This is a genomic window from Pseudomonas sp. GOM7 (genome assembly GCF_026723825.1).
Taxonomy (GTDB): domain Bacteria; phylum Pseudomonadota; class Gammaproteobacteria; order Pseudomonadales; family Pseudomonadaceae; genus Aquipseudomonas.
The window spans coordinates 1,872,105-1,888,325 of record NZ_CP113519.1 but is presented as its reverse complement, the minus strand read 5'-3'; the positions used below and the strand labels follow the sequence as shown (position 1 = coordinate 1,888,325).

Here is a 16,221-nt window from a genome sequence, read left to right as displayed (position 1 = left end):
CATTCTGCCCTCGCTTCCCCGTAGCCCGGATGCGCATACAGCTCTAGGTGTCTTGCTGCTGCCATTGCGCCAACCAGCCCAGGCTGGCCTGGGTGCCCGCCTCCCCTGGTTTGTACTCGGCGCCCAGCCAGGCGTCGTAACCGCTCTCATGCAATGCGCTCAGCAGCGCGGGGAAGGCCAACTCACCCGTACCCGGCGCGCCGCGCCCCGGTACGTCGGCGAACTGCACATGGCCGATACGCCCGGCCAGCAGGCGCAGGCCGGCTGCCACGTCCAACCCCTGGCGCGCCATGTGGTAGAGGTCGTACTGCGCCGCCAGATTAGGGTGATCCACTCGCCGCAGCAGCTCGTCCAGATGCTCCGGCGTGTTGATCAGAAAGCCCGGCATGTCGAGGGGATTGATCGCCTCCACCAACACGCGGATGCCCAGCACAGCGAAGGCCTCGGCGCTCTTGCGCAGGTTGGCGGCCAGGCAATCCAGCGCCTGCTCGCGGCTCACGCCCTCGGCCAGGCGCCCCGGCAACACGTTGGCGCAGGTCGGGCGCACCATGGCCGCATAGCTCAGCGCCTCCTGCAGCGCAGCGTCGAACTTCGCCTGCCTGGCCGGCACGCTGGCCAGGCCGGGGCCACCACTCATCAGGTCGCCCGCCGGAACGTTGATCAGCACCAGCGGCAGACCACTGAGCTCCAGCACCTCTTTCAGGGCGATGGCCGGCAGCTCGTAGGGGAATTGAATCTCCACGCCCGCGAAGCCCGCACGCATCGCCGCCAGCACGCGCTCGCGTAGCGGCAGCTCGGTGAACAGCATGGACAGGTTGGCAGCAATCCTCATGGGCACTGCTCCCGCAGCAGTTCCACCAGCGTGGCCGGGTCGCGCTCGAGAAAACCCTGACTGCCGTGCAGGCGCATCAGTTGCGCGGCCAGGCCACTCATGGGCGTGGCGCCGCCCTGCTCGCGCGCCAGCTTCACTGCAGTGTCGAGATCCTTGAGCAGCGTGCGCACATGCCATTTGACCGGCTCGAACTGGCTGGCAGCCATCTGTGGTGCCAGGATCTGCAGGGGTTTGGAATCGGCGAAACCACCGGCCAATGCCGAGGCGATCTGGCTGGCATCGACGCCGGAGCGCTCGGCCAGTGCCACCACCTCGGCGATCACCAGCGCATTGCAGGCGACGATCATCTGGTTGCACACCTTGGTCACCTGCCCGGCGCCCACCTCGCCCATGCGCGTCAGGCGCTGGCCCAGGTGCGCCAGTATCGGCCGCACGCGCTCCACGTCCTCTTCACGGCCACCCGCCATGATCGCCAGGGTACCGGCCTCGGCGCCCGGCGTGCCGCCGGACACCGGCGCATCCACCCAGCGCATGCCAGTACGTGCCTCCAGCTCGGCGGCCATCTCCCGGGTGGCCGCCGGCTCCAGGCTGGAGAAATCCACCAGCAACTGCCCCGGCCGCGCGCCCTCGACTATCCCGCCGGAGCCGAACACCACCTCGCGCACCACCTCGGTATTGGCCAGGCAGAGCATCACCACATTGGCATCGCGACAGAGTTCGGCGGGGCTTTGCACACGCTGCGCGCCCTGCTCCAGCAGTGGCGCGCACTTGTCCGGCGTGCGGTTCCAGAGGGTCAGCGGGTAGCCGGCGGCGAGCAGGCGGCGGGTCATCGGCAGGCCCATCAGGCCGATCCCGGCGAAGGCCAGGGCGGGCAGCGTAGCGGTCATCGAACGGCTCCAGGCAGTTGGCATCGAGGCGACATCTTAACCCCACGATCTACGTGCTGCAGCGACGGCGCTGGGCCACTATACTCCGCACGCCTTCCCCGCTATTGAACCGGAGAATCCGACATGTTCAAGAACACCCTGGCGCTCGCCGCCGGTATCGCCCTGTCCGTATCCGCCGTATTCGCGCAAGCCGCCGATGTCCTCAAGGTCTCGGCCATTCCCGACGAAGCCCCCACCGAGCTGCTGCGCAAGTTCAAGCCGCTGGGTGCCTATCTGGAACAGGAACTGGGCATGAAGGTGGAGTTCGTGCCGGTGGCCGACTACGCCGCGGTGGTCGAAGCGCTGGCCGCCGACCGTATCGACATGGCCTGGCTGGGCGGCTTCACCTTCGTCCAGGCACGCCTGAAAACCGGCAACGCCGTGCCGCTGGTGCAGCGCGAGCAGGATGCCGAGTTCACCAGCAAGTTCATCACCTCCGATCCGGCGGTGAAATCCCTGCAGGATCTCAAGGGCAAGACCTTCGCCTTCGGTTCGGTGTCTTCCACCTCCGGCAGCCTGATGCCGCGCTACTTCATGCTGCAGGACGGCATCAAGCCCGAGGAATTCTTCAGCCGCGTGGCCTACTCCGGTGCTCATGACGCCACCGCCGCCTGGGTGCAGGCCGGCAAGGCCGATGCCGGTGTACTCAACGCCTCGGTTTGGCAGAAGCTGGTCGATGCCAAGAAAGTCGATACCGACAAGGTCAAGGTCTTCGCCACCACCCCCACCTACTACGACTACAACTGGACGGTGCGCGGCAACCTCGACCCAGCGCTGCAAGCGAAAATCAAGGCCGCCTTCCTTGCCCTCGATCCGGCCAAGCCGGAGCAGAAGGCGATTCTCGACCTGCAGGCCGCCAGCCGCTTCATCGAGACCCAGCCTGAAAACTACGCAGGCATCGAAGAAGCCGCTCGCGCCGCTGGCCTGTTGAAGTGAGCATCACCCTGCGTGGCGTGGGCCTGGCCCACGCCAATGGCAAGGTCGCGCTGGAAAACATCGATCTGCAGGTCAACCCCGGCGAACGGGTGGCCATTATCGGCCCCTCGGGTGCCGGCAAGACCACCCTGCTGCGCCTGCTGGCCACCAGCCTGCCACCCACGCACGGCGAGCTCGACCTGCTGCAGCACGACCCCTGGCGCCTGGCTGCCCGCCAGCGCCAGCGTCTGCGCGCACGTATCGGCCTGATCCACCAGGCACCGCCGCTGCCGCCGCGTCAGCGCGTGGTCACCGCCGTGCTGGCCGGCAAGCTTGGCCAGTGGTCAGTGGCCAAGGGGTTGTTCAATCTGCTCTATCCATTGGACGCCGCCGGCGCTCAAGCCGCCCTGGCACGGCTGGATATCGCCGACAAGCTCTACCAACGCTGCGACCAGCTCTCCGGTGGCCAATTGCAGCGCGTGGGGATCGCCCGCGTGCTGTACCAGGCGCCAGAATTGATCCTCGCCGACGAACCCGTCTCGGCCATGGATCCGGTGCTGGCCGGGCACACCCTGGCCGTGCTCAACCGCGAAGCCGCCGAGCGCGGCATGACCCTGCTGGCCAGCCTGCATGCGGTCGACCTGGCCCTGGCGCATTTTCCCCGGGTGATCGGCATTCGCGACGGGCGTATCGCCTTCGACCTGCCAGCCAGTTACGTGCAGCCCGCCCAATTGGATGCGCTGTACGCCAACGAGCAACTGCAGGCCGCGCCCAGCTCGCCCGTACAGCCTCAGCCGGTACATATCCCGCGATGCTGAGCGCCGCCCCACGCGACCCCGCCGCCCTGCCACGCCTGCTGATCACGGTGCTGGCCCTGCTGCTGTTGTGGCCGGGCCTGCGCCTGAGCGAGCTGGATCTGTCGGTGCTGGTGGACGGTGACAACACCCGCGCCATGGGCAACTTCCTCGCCGGTTTCTGGCCGCCCGCGCATGATGGCGAATTCCTCGCCCTGCTCGGCCGCGCCACCCTGGAAACCCTGGCCATCGCCACCGCTGGCATGAGCCTGGCGCTGCTGATCGCCGTTCCCGCCGCACTGCTGGCCAGCCGTGCGCTGTCGCTCTCGGCCGTGCACCGGGGTGGCCGCCCGGCCTGGTGGGCGAACCTGGCGCGCTGGCCGGTGCGCGGCCTGCTGATCTTCCTGCGCAGCGTGCCAGAAATCGTCTGGGCGCTGCTGTTCGTCCGTGCCGTCGGCCTCGGCCCCACCGCCGGGGTGCTGGCCATCGCCATCACCTACGCCGGCATGCTCGGCAAGGTCTATGCGGAAATCTTCGAGTCGGTGGATGCCCGCCCCGCCCGCGCACTACTGGGTGCCGGCAGTAGTCGCCTGGCCGCCTTCGCCTATGGCGTGCTGCCCAATGCCGGCGGGGAAATGCTCTCCTACACCGTGTACCGCTGGGAATGCGCCATTCGTGCCTCGGTGGTAATGGGCTTCGTCGGCGCCGGGGGCCTGGGCCAGCAGATCGATCTGTCGCTGCGCATGTTTGCCGGTGGCGAAGTGGCCAGCATGCTGCTCACCTTCCTGTTGCTGGTGCTGCTGGCCGACCAGTTCAGCCGCCTGCTGCGCGCGAGGCTGACATGAGAGTCGGCAACCTGATCCTGCTCGCCGCCCTCCTCGGCGCGGTGATCGCCTCGTTCCTCTATCTGGACATCGACCTCGGTTCTCTGCTGGCCGGCGACAGCCTGGCGCAGATGGGCCAGTACGCCAAAGGTTTTCTGCAGCCGGATTTCTCCGCTGCGCACCTGCAGGCCATCGGCCGTGGCGCGCTGGAAACCCTGGCCATGTCCGCCATCGGCACCCTGCTCGCGGCGATCCTCGGCCTGGCCTTGGCGCTGCCAGCCTCCGGGCGCTTCGGCAGCCTCGCCCTGCATGTCACGCGGCTACTGCTCAACGCCCTGCGCGCCATCCCGGAACTGGTCTGGGCGGCGCTGATGGTGCTGGCCGCCGGCCTCGGCCCCAACGCCGGTACTCTGGCCCTGGCCCTGCACACCGCTGGCGTGCTCGGCCGCCTGTTCGCCGAAGCGCTGGAAAACACCCCGCGCGAGCCTGCCGACGCCATCCGCGAGAACGGCGGCGGCCGCCTGCTCGCCTTCTGCTACGGCACCCTGCCCGGCGTCTGGCCGCAACTGATCGCCTATAGCCTGTACCGCTGGGAAAACAACATCCGCATGGCCAGCGTGCTCGGCTTCGTCGGCGCCGGCGGCCTCGGGCAGATGCTCTACATGAGCCTCAGCCTGTTCCAGGAAGCCCAGGCAGCCACGGTGATCCTGGCCATGCTCCTGCTGGTGCTGGCGGTGGATGGCTTGAGTGGCTGGGCCCGGCAGAGATGGGTGAGTGGGTAAGCAAAGCGAAGCAAAACCGCCTCGACCTGACGCTCACTGGCTGCGCTGCACCATTCCCAGGATGGTCTGCCGCAGTTCCTCCTTTGCCTGCACCTGGCTGATGTCTCCCACCACTGCCGCATCCGACAGGGCGTCGGCGGCACCGAGCATCGCCCACAGGCTGGCGCGCGAAACACCTTCAGGCCCGGCGAACGGCGCGAATATCCCGGCGCACTTGTCGATGAAGGCCTCCTGGTACTGGCGCTTGACCGCTGCCAGTTCCGGCGAACCGCTCAGTGCAGCCAGCACGCCCTGAATCTCGCGCCCCTGCGTCAGCACGCAATCGACATAGGCGCTGGCGATGACGCGCGCCTTGTCCTGCAGGGTGGGTTTGGCGGCGGCGACAGCAGCATCGAAGAGTGCCGTCTGCCGCAGATCGTAGTCTTCGTAGAGCACGGCCAGCAGGCCATTGCGGGTGCCGAAATGATCGTAGACCACCGGCTTGGTGATGCCCGCCGCCTCGGCCAGGCGCCCGAGCGTAAGGGCATCCGTCCCCTCTTCAGCGATCAGCGCCCACGAGGTGTCCAGCAACTGGCGGGTGCGGGCTTCTCTGGTCAGGCGTCGGCGCGAAGGCACGGAAGTCGGCGAGGTCATGGGGCGGATTGTCCCACTGTGCCTCAGCGCTGGGAAGCGAAGACGCGAGCACCGATCTCGTGCGCCCTCTCCAGTTGAACGGCCGGGTAACCGGTATCCGAGGCCAACAGCAGGGAGGAACTGCGCACGGGCGCGCCGCAGTAGTCGAAGATACCGTGATCGATCTGGGTCTTCATGGCAGCGGCGTAGCCATGTCGGGCGAAGGTGCCCTCATCGGCGCCACCTACGGCGACCAGATGAATTGGCAGACGCTGCAGCTTCTTCACCACCTTGCCGCTGTCGCTGGCCTCATAGGCCCAGCCCTGGGTGAACACACGATCGATCCAGCCCTTGAGCAAGGCAGGAAAGGACCACCAGTAGATCGGATAGACGATGACCAGGGCGTCGGCACGATCCAGTCGTGCCTGCTCGGCCAGGACATCGGCAGGCGGCGCGGCCCGCGCCATGAACAGCGCCTGATCCGCCAGGGTGAAACGCGGGTCGAAACCCTCGGCAGCCAGGTCGGCCAATTCGCTGCTGTGCTCTGAACCTGCAGCCATGATGCCCTGAGCGACGCTCTGAGCAATGGCGTGGGTGAGTGAATCGGGATTGGGATGGGCGACCACGATCAGGCTGTGCATGACGAGTACTCCGGTTGTCAGGTGAGCGGCTCGCACAGCCATAGGCAAGAGCGAGCACTACCTACCAAAAGTAACTTACCATTGGTAACTTGTCGAGCAAGCACTTGCTGCTGGATAGCTCGTACTTTCCCTTGCTGGTGGGAAGCAGCCTTTACTACATGCGAACGAGCGATTCGGAGCAGCACCTCTTTGACAGAGCAAGGCCAGTGTCTCAGGTGACAGGCTTCGGTGAACTGGCGTTGTCAGCAGCCTGCTAGCCAGATGACGCGAGGACAATGACCGCGTATGAGCACGGCCCTGGAGCCTGAAACTGTCAGGCCCGGCTCAGCGACAGGCGTTCTTCTGCAGAATCGCCGAGGCTTCTGTAGGTGCTCCGCAAGGCATCGCTGCCGCTCCAGGCCATAGCAGCGTCCTCGTCCCTCGCCTTCCGACTCCTCGGCCAGTTCCAGCAACGGTCAGGCCAGGAATACCATGCGCATGGCGACCAGGCTGATGCTCGAACTATTGGCAAAGGCCTATGTGTTTGCTCGTACACCCTCCAGGCAAGCAGTAGTGGCATCCTTGGCCGGAGGCAGGCCGAACAGGCGGCGGTATTCACGGCTGAACTGCGACACGCTTTCGTAACCGACCGCGAACGCCGCACTGCTGGCGCTGACGCCCTCGCCGGTCATCAGGCGACGCGCCTCGATCAGGCGTAGCTGCTTCTGAAATTGCAGCGGCGTCAGCGACGTCTGCTTGCGGAAGTGATGATGAAAGGACGAGGGGCTCATGCCAGCCACGGACGCCAGTCGCTCCACCGACACGGAGCGGGTGAACTCGTTACGCAGCACCGTCACCGCCCGTGCAATGCGCTGCGCATGACCGTCCGGCCAACCCAGACGAGCGATCGTGGGGCCATGTCGCCCAGCCAGCAACCAGTAATGCAGCTCGCGCATCCGCGAGGCCTGCAGCACCGCGGCCGCCAGTGGATGATCCAGCAGACGCATCAGCCGCAGCGAGGCTTCGGTGACCTCGGTGTCGGTCGGCTCGATCCTTATCGACTCCCCATCCTCTGCTGGCACCGCCTTCATCTCCTCCATCAGTTCGGTGAGCAGAGCAGGATCGAGATCGATCACCAGCGAGATGTAAGGCGTCTCATGGCTCGCCTGGACGATCTGGCTGACCGTCGGCACGTCGGCAGTGATAAGCAGGGAATCACCGGCGCTGAAGTTGTAGATCCGGGTTCCCATCATGACCCGCTTGCAGCCCTGCAGAACCAGGCACGCCAGAGGCCGGGTGATGGCGTAATCCAGCCCGCTGGGCTCGAGTGTACGGATGATGGTCAGCCCCGGGATGGGCGCATGAGCAAGCCCGCCGAGCTCGCCATGCCTATCCAGATAATCGCGGACGGCCGCCAGCAACGCTGCACTCATCCTGGGCTCCTGTTGCTGCTTACGGGCACCTCGTTCCCCCTTGGAGAAATAGGCAAAAAACGTCGAGGTTTCGGTAAGGACGAGGTTGCACCACGAATCACAGAATGCGACCTCGTTCACCCAAGAGAGGTTTTTACCATGAGCACAATCGCCATCGTAACCGGCTCCAGCCGTGGCCTCGGCCGCAACACCGCACTGAGCATCGCTCGCCAGGGCAGCGATGTCATCGTCACCTATCACAGCCAGGCCGACGCCGCGCAGGCCGTGGTCGCCGAAATCCAGGCCCTGGGGCGCAAGGCCGTCGCCCTGCAGCTCGACGCCGGCGGCGTCACCACCTTCCCGGACTTCGTGCAACGCCTGCGCCAGGCGCTGGGCGATGTCTGGCAACGCGAGCGCTTCGATCACTTGATCAACAACGCCGGCCACGGGGACATGGCACCCTTTGCCGAAACCACGCAAGCGCAGTTCGATGCCCTGGTGAATGTGCATTTCAAAGGCGTGTTCTTCCTCACCCAGGCGCTGCTGCCGTTAATGGCCGATGGCGGTCGCATCGTCAATATCTCCTCGGGGCTTACGCGCGTCTCCTACCCCGGTTTTTCCGCCTACTCGGCGGTCAAGGGCGCGGTGGAAGTGCTGAGCCTGTACATGGCCAAGGAGCTGGGCAGCCGTGGCATCGCGGTGAATACCGTGGCCCCCGGTGCCATCGAGACCGACTTCCTGGGCGGTGCCGTACGTGACATGCCGGACCTGAACAAGGTGTTCGCAGGCATGACGGCGCTAGGCCGGGTCGGCGTGCCGGACGATATCGGCCCGATGATCGCCAGCCTGCTCGGCGAGCCGAATCGCTGGGTCAACGGCCAGCGCATCGAGGTTTCCGGCGGCCAGGCGATCTGAATGGTGATGGGATGTACAGTCATCGGTAAACCTCATCGACATCGACGCGGAAATGCTCGGCCAACGCATTGCCAGTCGCTGTCTGGTGCCATCGAGACAAGACAAGCCTCATCTGTTCCTGATCGAGGCGATGAATAGGTGCATCACCAACCACCTTTGCTGTATCGCCCCCATACAGCAAAGGAAACGGCCGCCAAATAGCACGCATGGGTCAGGCAGAAGCCTGTCGAGAGATGGGCTTCTGCTCCGGCAAGGTGCCAGGTTAGGCCAGCACGGCGTTCAAGTTGATGCAGCGCCTACAGGCGTGATTTAACCGAAAGCCCTCAGGGCGCGGATATGTGCTCAAACCCGTGCCCACAACTGCCGGGCAAGGTCAATCAGCTCCGATCTTCGGCTCGAATTGGAGTACCCTAGCGCACTTATGCCACCTGAAGCCCTCATGAACATTCCTGCCAAGAATCTCACCTACACAGACGTTTCCTGCTCAAATTGCCAGGCCTGTTGCTGTCGTTTGGAGGTCATGCTCATCAGCGATACCGGTGTCCCCGATCGGCACATCGCGTTCGACGACTGGGGTGGCGAAACCATGCTGCGCCTGGCTGACGGCTGGTGCTCGGCGTTGGATCGCGACACCTTCATGTGCACCATCTATGAAAACCGGCCCTGGATCTGTAGAGCGTTCGAGATGGGCTCTCATGAATGCCGAGATGAGCGCTTGGGTTTGAATTGAGCCCTGCTCGGCAACCGCTCCTCCCCCACTAATGAACCACAGCACTAGGCTCTGGGTGGCTCGGCCTTGAGCCGCTCACGGATCAGCTCCAGGTAGCGTCGGGCGCCGAGCCCGAGTGGCCGATTACTGCTCCAGACGATGTCCACCCACAGGCGCAACTGGCTGGCCATGTTGTCGAACATCACCGTCTGCAAGCTGCCCGCCTCGATCAGCGTGGCCACCAGCGGCTGCGGCAGGTAGGCCCAACCGAGCCCGGCCTGCACCAGGTTGAGGGTGGCCAGGTCGCTGTCGGTGAGCCACAGGCGGTGGGACAGGATCATTTGCGGATCGGTCGCCGAAGGCGAGCCGGCAGCGACCAGGATCTGCCGCGCCTCGACCATTCCCTGCGTGGCCATCTGCCTGAGGTAGCCCGGCGTCGCCACCGCCACCAGCAATTGACTGCCGGCTTCGAGGAAGCTTTCCCGTTCGTCGATGCCTGGGCGCTCGAACACCAGGGCCAGGTGCACGCTGCCCTCGTGCAACAGGCGCACGGCCTCGGCCTGCGAGGCCGTGCGCACCTCCACCTCTAGCAGGGGAAACGCCTCGGCCAGGGCGATCAGCGGCTGGCTCCACATGCCGCTTTGCAGCTCGGACGCCATGGCGATGACCAGACGCCGCTCCAGGCCCTGATGCAATTGCAGCGCCTGGGCATCGAGCCGATTGAGCTGGCTGGCCGCCTGCCGTGCCTGCGGCTCCAGGGCCAGCGCGGCTTGGGTGGGCAGCGCCTTGCGCGTGCGGCGATCGAACAGTTGCAGATCCAGCTCGGCCTCGAGCTGAGCGATGGCCATGCTCACCGCCGAAGGCACACGCCCCAGACGCCGGGCGGCTGCGGAAAAGGAGCCGGCATCCAGCACGGCGAGAAAGACACGCAGGGTTTCGCTGTTGAAGGCCATGGCTATCGTCAATTCTTCTGATGACTGTCGTCTTTTTATATCAGCAAAACTAACCTAGTTTGCAGCCATCGAAAACCGGATGGAGTGCCTGTCATGCAACAGGAATGGAAGGATCAGGTCGCGCTGGTAAGCGGCGCGGGTAGCGCAGAGGGCATCGGCATGGCCATCGCCCGGCGTCTGGGCCAGGCTGGCGCGAAGCTGATCGTCACCGCCAGTAGCGCGCGCATTGCCGAGCGCGTGGCCGAATTGCGTGCCGAGGGCTACGAGGTGCAAGGCCAGCCAGTGGATCTCACCGACGAAGCTGGCGTGAAGGCCTTTGTCGCCTGGGCCGAGGGGCTGTGGGGGCGCGTCGACATTCTGGTGAACAACGCCGGCATGACCATGCAAGGTAGCCCCGAGAAACTAGAGGAGGTGTCCAGCATGAGCCTGGAGACCTGGAACCTGACGATCGCGCGCAACCTGACCAGCGCCTTCCTGCTGACCCGTGCCGTGCTGCCGGGCATGCAGAAGCGCAGCTACGGGCGCATCGTCCATATCAGCTCCACCACCGGCACCAAGGCCGGCCACCCCAGCGAGGCGGCCTACAGCGCGGCCAAGGCGGGCATGGTGGGGATGAACATGGGCCTGGCGCTGGAAGTGGCGCGCCAGGGCATCACGGTCAACTCGGTGGCACCGGGCTGGATCGCCACGGCATCGAGCACACCGCATGAACAGCGCGCTGCGGCCTACGTGCCGATAGGCCGCGCCGGTCGCCCCGAGGAAGTGGCAGCGGCCGTGGCCTTCCTCGCCTCACCGGAGGCCAGCTATATCACCGGCGAGCTGCTGGTGGTCGATGGCGGCAACTGCCTGATCGAGGACAAGGCGCCATGAACAAAAACCCCGTGGTGCTGATCACCGGCGCTGCCGGTGGCGTGGGCAGTGCTTTGCTGGCACGTTTCCTGGCCGGTGGCTGGCAGGTGTTCGCCACTGATGCCAATGCCAGCGGCCTGGCCGAACTGGGCCAACGCCATGCGCTCATCGGCAGCCTGGCAGCGGATATTCGCACCCCAGCAGCGTGCAAGGCGGTGGTGAGTGCGGCGATCGAGGCGGCCGGGCGACTCGACGCGGTGATCAATGCGGCGGGGGTATGGCGCGAAGGGCCGGTGGAGGACTTCAGCGAGGAGGACTTCGACCTGGTGCTGGACGTCAACCTCAAGGCCAGCTTCTTCATCTGTGCCGCGGCCATCCCTTACCTGCGTGAAACCCGTGGCGCCATCGTCAACATCTCCAGCGATGCCGGGCGCCAGGGCAATCCGAATGCGGCGGCCTATTGCGCCAGCAAGGGCGGCCTGACCCTGTTCACCAAGGCGTTGGCACTGGATCTGGCGCCCCATGGCGTGCGCTGCAATGCCGTGTCGCCCGGCGATATCGAAACGCCCATGCTCAGCTTCCAGGCCGAGCGCTATGGCAATGGCGACCCGGCGGCCTACTACCGAGAACTGCTGGCCAAGTATCCGCAGGGCGAGCAGGCACGTTTCATCCAACCGCAGGAAGTGGCGGAGCTGGCGTTCTTCCTCTGCCAGCCCGGCGCCCGTTCGATCACCGGCGCCGACCTGGCCATCGATCAGGGCGTCTCAGCCGGCCATTGAGCCGGAGGGTCATGCCGCCTTGAACGCCCTGACCCGCTCCAGCCAATCTGGCTGGAGCCGGGTCTGCTCCAGCTCCAGCCCTTGCTGCTGCATGGCCTGGCGATGCTCGTCGATCTCCCGCACCATCTGGCTCAGTTCGCTGGAGTTGCCGTCGAGCTGATGCATCTGGGTCACCCCCAGGTGATAGAAGCGCAGCAGCTTCATCGCCGTTTCATCGCCCTGGGCCACCCCGGCCTTGACGTGATGCATGACGTTGGTCACGCGCATCAGGCTGCGCTTGAGGCGCCAGCCGTACACCGCTGGCGCCATCCACTGGCGCTGCCAGAGATGCAGGCGCACCAGCGCTACCGTCAGGCCCAGCGCGCTCAGAACGCCCAGCAGATTCCAGCGGAAGTTGCCGTCGCTGCCGGGTTCGCCGAACAGATGCACGCTGAGCATCGCCAGAGCCATGGCCAGGGTGACGAAGATGGCCGCCACCAACGCGGTGATGCGGCGGGTCTGCTGGCGGTACTTTTCGGGGTTGACGGGGGTGATCTCGAACATGCGCGCGGGCTCTCCAACGGGGCGAGGCGTGATGGTACGACAGCTCGCCGGCGCAGCACGAATTCCTCGCTGCGGCCGACCGCCACGGTCGGCCAAAGTACCCTCTATCCAGCGACCTGGCGCAGCCACTCGCTGGGGCTGGCGCCGACCTTGCGGCGAAAGGCTCGCGCCAGAGCCGAGGGGCTTTCGTAGCCGACCTCGTCGGCGATCAACGCCATGGGCCGGCCCTCACGCAGGCGCTTCTGCGCCAGGCTGACGCGCCAGCCCACCAGATAATCGCCCGGAGTAGCACCGACCACCTGATGAAAGTGAGCGGCGAAACTGGCCCGCGACATACCGGCCAGCGCCGCCAGCTCGGCCACCGACCAGCCATGCTGTGGCTTCTCGTGGAGCTGATTGAGCGCCCGTGCCAGGCGCGGCTCGGCCAGCCCGGCGAGCATGCCCGAGGCCAGTTCGCGGTTGCTCAGCAGATGGCGCAGCAACTGGATCACCATCAGCTCGAACAGGCGGTTGAGTACCAGCTCGCGTCCGCAGTCATCGGCCGTCGCCTCGGCGAACAGCCAGTCCAGGCAGCCGCTCAGGCTCGGCAGCTCGCGCAGGGGTCTGACGATGACGCCAGGCAGCGCGCGCGACAGCGGGTTGTCGGTGCCGCCGTCGAAGGCCAGGGTGGCGCACACCAGTTCGGCACCGTCGGCCTCGCTGGCGCTCATCCAGTGCTGACGTGGCCGGGGCACCAGCATCAGGCTCGGCTCCTCCAGGCGCAGCTCGCGACCATCGCCTTCGCGAAAATACAGGCGACCGGCACGCAGCAGGTGGATGTAGCCATGTGGCTCTTGCTCACCATGGCTGCTGGCGCCGCAGAAGCCGCCACGGTGAAAGGTGCTGGCGTGCAGGTTGAAGTGATGCAGCAGGCTGGTCAGGCGATCCATGGGCATCTCGCAATCTTGGACGATCTGTCGCATAACATCGACGATCTGCCGCCGAAAAGCCAGATCGAATCCTTAGCATGGCTCCAGGCTTGAACGACAAGCCCCCACCCAAGACTGGAGAATCGCCATGCCCCGTATTACCGCACTGCCGCTCGAACGAACCGCTGCCAGCGCCCAGGCGCAACTGGCCGGCATCGGCAAGAGCCTCGGTTTCATCCCCAACACCTTCGCCACCCTGGCCCATGCACCGGCCGCACTGAGCGGCTACCTGGCGCTGTCCCAAGCCCTCGGCAAGGGCACGCTCGATGTCAGGGCACGTGAAGTGGTGGCGCTGGCCAGCTCGCAGATCAACGGCTGCGACTACTGCCTGGCCGCGCACAGCCTGTTCGCCGGCAAAGCCGGGCTGAGCGAGGCAGAGATCCGCAGTGCCCGCGACGGCGAGCTCGACGCCGTGGCACGCCTGACCCGGCAGATCATCGACAGCCGTGGCCGCCTTGAGGATGCGCAACTGCAGGCTGCACGCGATGCCGGGCTGAGCGATGCAGCCATCGTCGAAGTGGTGGCCAATGTCGCCCTGATGACACTGACCAATTACCTCAACAATCTGGCCGAAACCGATGTCGACTTTCCATCAGTAACCGTCTGACGCCGCCGGAGGTTCATCATGCAAGCCGTTACGCTCTACACCACCGCACACTGCCCTTACTGCATCAACGCCAAGGCTCTGCTAGCGCACAAGGGCGTGGCCTACGAGGAGATAGACGTCAGCCACTCGCCCGAGCGGCTGGCGCAAATGCTGCAACGCAGCCATCGCCGCAGCGTGCCACAGATCTTCATCGGCGAACGGCATATCGGCGGCTTCGATGACCTGGCCGCGCTGGAACGCGGTGGACAACTGGACGCCTTGTTGCAGGCCTGAAACCGGATGGCCGGCCCTCGGGTCGGCCATTGCTTCATTCGGCATCAGCAAGGGGCAACCAGCCCGCTTCCCGCTGACATATTTGTGAAACCTGAGTGGAGTTTCGCTTAAATCAAAACGATGGCCTAATGCTCCAGGCCATCGCTGCCGATAGGAGAAGCAGCACAGTACCGTTCGCTCCCGCTCACTATACTCGCCGATGTGCTGCGCCTTATTCTAATAAATCGGAGCCCTACCATGCGTCTAGACGCTCTCTCCTTGAAAACACGCCTTGTAGTTGCAGTGGCCATACCTTGTATCGCCCTGCTTTTGGTGGCTCTGGCCAGTCTGAGCAGCCTGAGCAGCATGCACAGGGACACCCAATCACTCTATCTGAATACAGCCGAGCCCATGCGTGCCATGGCCGAGGCGGCGTCGCGCATTCCGCGCATGCGGGTGGGCATCGACATGATGCTGCTGCAGGAAACACCGCTGCGTGACGAGCGTGGGGTGAAATCGCGCGTGCAGGACGCACGTAACGAGGATGTGCCCGGCATGCGCGATGCCATGCGCCAGGCTGTGGCCGCGCAGGTCGACCCGGAGCGCAAGGCGCAGGCGCAGAAGCTGCTCGATCAGTTCGAGGCCATGGTCAGCAACGAACTGGAGCCGATGCTCAACGCCCTGGATGCCGGCGACATGGCCAAGGCCCAGCAGATCTACCGCGACCAGTACGCCAAGAGCTACGGCGTGATGCGCCAGGGCGCCAACGACCTGCTCGATGTCCTGTTGCAGCAAGCCGAACAGCGTTATCTGCACAGCGAAGAAAGCTACGACAAGGGCCTGACCCGCCAACTCGCCATCATCGCCGTTGGCCTGCTGGTCTCGATCGTCATGTCCTGGTTGATCGTGGTACAGCTACGACGCCGCGTCAGCGTGCTGCAGAACAGCCTGGGCCAGGCTGCCGACAACCTGGCGCTGAACACCCGCATCGAGCTGCCCGGCAAGGATGAACTGAGCGATATCGCCAGCAGCTTCAACCAGTTCATCGACAAGGTGCATGGTGCCATGCGCCAGCTCGCCGACAACTCACGGCAACTCTCCGGCATGGCCCGTGAGGTGGCTGAACGCGCCCGTCTGACCCAGAGCAACTGCGCGTCGCAGAGCGATCGCACGGTACAGGTGGCCACCGCCATCAACGAGCTGGGCTCGACGGTCAACGAGATCGCCCGCAATGCCGAGAACGCCGCCGATGTCGCCCGAGAAGCGACCCAGCATGCCAGCGAAGGCGGCGCGGTGGTCAGCCAGGCGCAGCAGCAGGTCGATGCCCTCAACGGCGAGCTGGAGCAGGCCGCCAAGGTAATCGGCGCGCTGGCCGCGCAGACCGAAGCCATCAGCACCACGCTCAATACCATCCGCAGCATTTCCGAGCAGACCAACCTGCTCGCCCTCAACGCCGCCATCGAGGCCGCGCGTGCTGGCGAACAGGGTCGCGGCTTCGCCGTGGTGGCCGACGAGGTGCGCACCCTGGCCAGCCGCTCCGGCGCCTCCACCGAGGAAATCCAGCAGGTCATCGACCGCCTGCAGAACGAATCGCGCTCGGCCGTCGAGGCCATGGCCAAGGGGCAGCGGCAAAGCGCCCTGGTGGTGGAGTACGCGAGCAAGGCGTCGGCGGCGCTGGAACAGATCAACAGCCATATCGGCCAGATCAGCGACCAGAACATCCAGGTCGCCACCGCCACCGAAGAGCAGTCCAGCGTGGTGGAAGACATCAACCGCAACATCGTCGACATCAACGAACTGACCGTCGGCACCACCCATATCGCTGATCAGCTCAACCAGGCCAGCAGCGACCTGCAGGCGCTGTCCACGCAGCTGGACAGCCTGGTGGCGCGCTTCCGCCTGTAACCCCGTAGCCTGGGCTGAGCAACG

Annotated in this window: 19 protein-coding genes; 11 read left to right on the top strand and 8 right to left on the bottom strand. The window is 65.4% G+C overall.

Annotation, left to right across the window (positions count from 1 at the left end):
* Positions 1-43: 43 nt before the first annotated feature.
* Positions 44-832 (bottom strand): hydroxypyruvate isomerase family protein, encoded by a 789-nt coding sequence (locus OU800_RS08510; RefSeq protein ID WP_268182851.1) that lies wholly within the window; start codon positions 830-832, stop codon positions 44-46.
* The gene (locus tag OU800_RS08505) at positions 829-1,719 is read right to left on the bottom strand and encodes an NAD(P)-dependent oxidoreductase (RefSeq protein ID WP_268182849.1); all 891 of its coding nucleotides are present in this window, start codon (positions 1,717-1,719) and stop codon (positions 829-831) included. Before OU800_RS08505 ends, OU800_RS08510 begins: the two co-directional genes overlap by 4 nt.
* Before the next feature lie 123 nt (positions 1,720-1,842).
* Between OU800_RS08505 and OU800_RS08500 the strand changes: the two genes are divergently transcribed.
* From OU800_RS08500 to phnE, 4 genes are read left to right on the top strand one after another with little or no spacing between them, the layout of a single operon-like run.
* Positions 1,843-2,694 carry a putative selenate ABC transporter substrate-binding protein gene (locus OU800_RS08500; protein ID WP_268182846.1) on the top strand — a complete coding sequence of 284 codons (852 nt, stop codon included), beginning with the start codon at positions 1,843-1,845 and terminating at the stop codon, positions 2,692-2,694.
* Complete coding sequence (locus OU800_RS08495) at positions 2,691-3,491, top strand: phosphonate ABC transporter ATP-binding protein (protein WP_268182844.1); 801 nt, start codon at positions 2,691-2,693, stop codon at positions 3,489-3,491. The genes OU800_RS08500 and OU800_RS08495 overlap by 4 nt, the downstream gene beginning before the upstream one ends.
* Complete coding sequence (locus OU800_RS08490; RefSeq protein WP_268182842.1) at positions 3,485-4,312, top strand: PhnE/PtxC family ABC transporter permease; 828 nt, start codon at positions 3,485-3,487, stop codon at positions 4,310-4,312. The genes OU800_RS08495 and OU800_RS08490 overlap by 7 nt, the downstream gene beginning before the upstream one ends.
* Positions 4,309-5,073 carry a phosphonate ABC transporter, permease protein PhnE gene (gene phnE, locus OU800_RS08485; RefSeq protein ID WP_268182840.1) on the top strand — a complete coding sequence of 255 codons (765 nt, stop codon included), beginning with the start codon at positions 4,309-4,311 and terminating at the stop codon, positions 5,071-5,073. The genes OU800_RS08490 and phnE overlap by 4 nt, the downstream gene beginning before the upstream one ends.
* A gap of 33 nt (positions 5,074-5,106) precedes the next feature.
* Here phnE and OU800_RS08480 read toward each other — a convergent pair whose 3' ends face one another.
* From OU800_RS08480 to OU800_RS08470, 3 genes are all read right to left on the bottom strand, one after another.
* On the bottom strand, positions 5,107-5,706 hold the full coding sequence (locus OU800_RS08480; protein ID WP_268182838.1) for a TetR/AcrR family transcriptional regulator: 600 nt from the start codon (positions 5,704-5,706) through the stop codon (positions 5,107-5,109).
* Positions 5,707-5,729: 23 nt separating this feature from the next.
* Positions 5,730-6,326 (bottom strand): NAD(P)H-dependent oxidoreductase, encoded by a 597-nt coding sequence (locus OU800_RS08475; protein WP_268182836.1) that lies wholly within the window; start codon positions 6,324-6,326, stop codon positions 5,730-5,732.
* A gap of 515 nt (positions 6,327-6,841) precedes the next feature.
* Positions 6,842-7,738 (bottom strand): AraC family transcriptional regulator, encoded by an 897-nt coding sequence (locus tag OU800_RS08470; protein WP_268182834.1) that lies wholly within the window; start codon positions 7,736-7,738, stop codon positions 6,842-6,844.
* 138 nt (positions 7,739-7,876) lie between these two features.
* Here OU800_RS08470 and OU800_RS08465 point away from each other — a divergent pair, with 138 nt between their 5' ends.
* Positions 7,877-8,632, top strand: coding sequence for an SDR family NAD(P)-dependent oxidoreductase (locus tag OU800_RS08465; protein ID WP_268182832.1), 756 nt, complete (start codon positions 7,877-7,879; stop codon positions 8,630-8,632).
* A gap of 439 nt (positions 8,633-9,071) precedes the next feature.
* Positions 9,072-9,362 (top strand): YkgJ family cysteine cluster protein, encoded by a 291-nt coding sequence (locus tag OU800_RS08460; protein WP_268182830.1) that lies wholly within the window; start codon positions 9,072-9,074, stop codon positions 9,360-9,362.
* A 44-nt stretch (positions 9,363-9,406) separates the two neighbouring features.
* On the opposite strand, the gene OU800_RS08455 is transcribed toward OU800_RS08460, so the two are convergent.
* Entirely contained in the window at positions 9,407-10,294 is an 888-nt protein-coding gene (locus tag OU800_RS08455; protein ID WP_268182829.1) for a LysR family transcriptional regulator, read from the bottom strand.
* A gap of 93 nt (positions 10,295-10,387) precedes the next feature.
* Between OU800_RS08455 and OU800_RS08450 the strand changes: the two genes are divergently transcribed.
* Entirely contained in the window at positions 10,388-11,164 is a 777-nt protein-coding gene (locus tag OU800_RS08450) for an SDR family NAD(P)-dependent oxidoreductase (RefSeq protein ID WP_268182828.1), read from the top strand.
* Entirely contained in the window at positions 11,161-11,922 is a 762-nt protein-coding gene (locus tag OU800_RS08445) for an SDR family NAD(P)-dependent oxidoreductase (RefSeq protein ID WP_268182827.1), read from the top strand. Before OU800_RS08450 ends, OU800_RS08445 begins: the two co-directional genes overlap by 4 nt.
* A gap of 9 nt (positions 11,923-11,931) precedes the next feature.
* Here the strand turns inward: OU800_RS08445 and OU800_RS08440 are convergent, their stop codons facing one another.
* The gene (locus tag OU800_RS08440; protein WP_268182825.1) at positions 11,932-12,465 is read right to left on the bottom strand and encodes a DUF3087 domain-containing protein; all 534 of its coding nucleotides are present in this window, start codon (positions 12,463-12,465) and stop codon (positions 11,932-11,934) included.
* A 104-nt stretch (positions 12,466-12,569) separates the two neighbouring features.
* Positions 12,570-13,400 (bottom strand): AraC family transcriptional regulator, encoded by an 831-nt coding sequence (locus tag OU800_RS08435; RefSeq protein WP_268182823.1) that lies wholly within the window; start codon positions 13,398-13,400, stop codon positions 12,570-12,572.
* 121 nt (positions 13,401-13,521) lie between these two features.
* Between OU800_RS08435 and OU800_RS08430 the strand changes: the two genes are divergently transcribed.
* From OU800_RS08430 to OU800_RS08420, 3 genes are all read left to right on the top strand, one after another.
* Positions 13,522-14,040, top strand: a complete 519-nt coding sequence (locus tag OU800_RS08430) for a carboxymuconolactone decarboxylase family protein (RefSeq protein WP_268182822.1) — start codon at positions 13,522-13,524, stop codon at positions 14,038-14,040.
* Positions 14,041-14,058: 18 nt separating this feature from the next.
* The gene (gene grxC / locus OU800_RS08425; protein ID WP_268182821.1) at positions 14,059-14,313 is read left to right on the top strand and encodes a glutaredoxin 3; all 255 of its coding nucleotides are present in this window, start codon (positions 14,059-14,061) and stop codon (positions 14,311-14,313) included.
* A gap of 237 nt (positions 14,314-14,550) precedes the next feature.
* Positions 14,551-16,197 (top strand): methyl-accepting chemotaxis protein, encoded by a 1,647-nt coding sequence (locus OU800_RS08420; RefSeq protein ID WP_268182820.1) that lies wholly within the window; start codon positions 14,551-14,553, stop codon positions 16,195-16,197.
* Positions 16,198-16,221 lie beyond the last annotated feature (24 nt).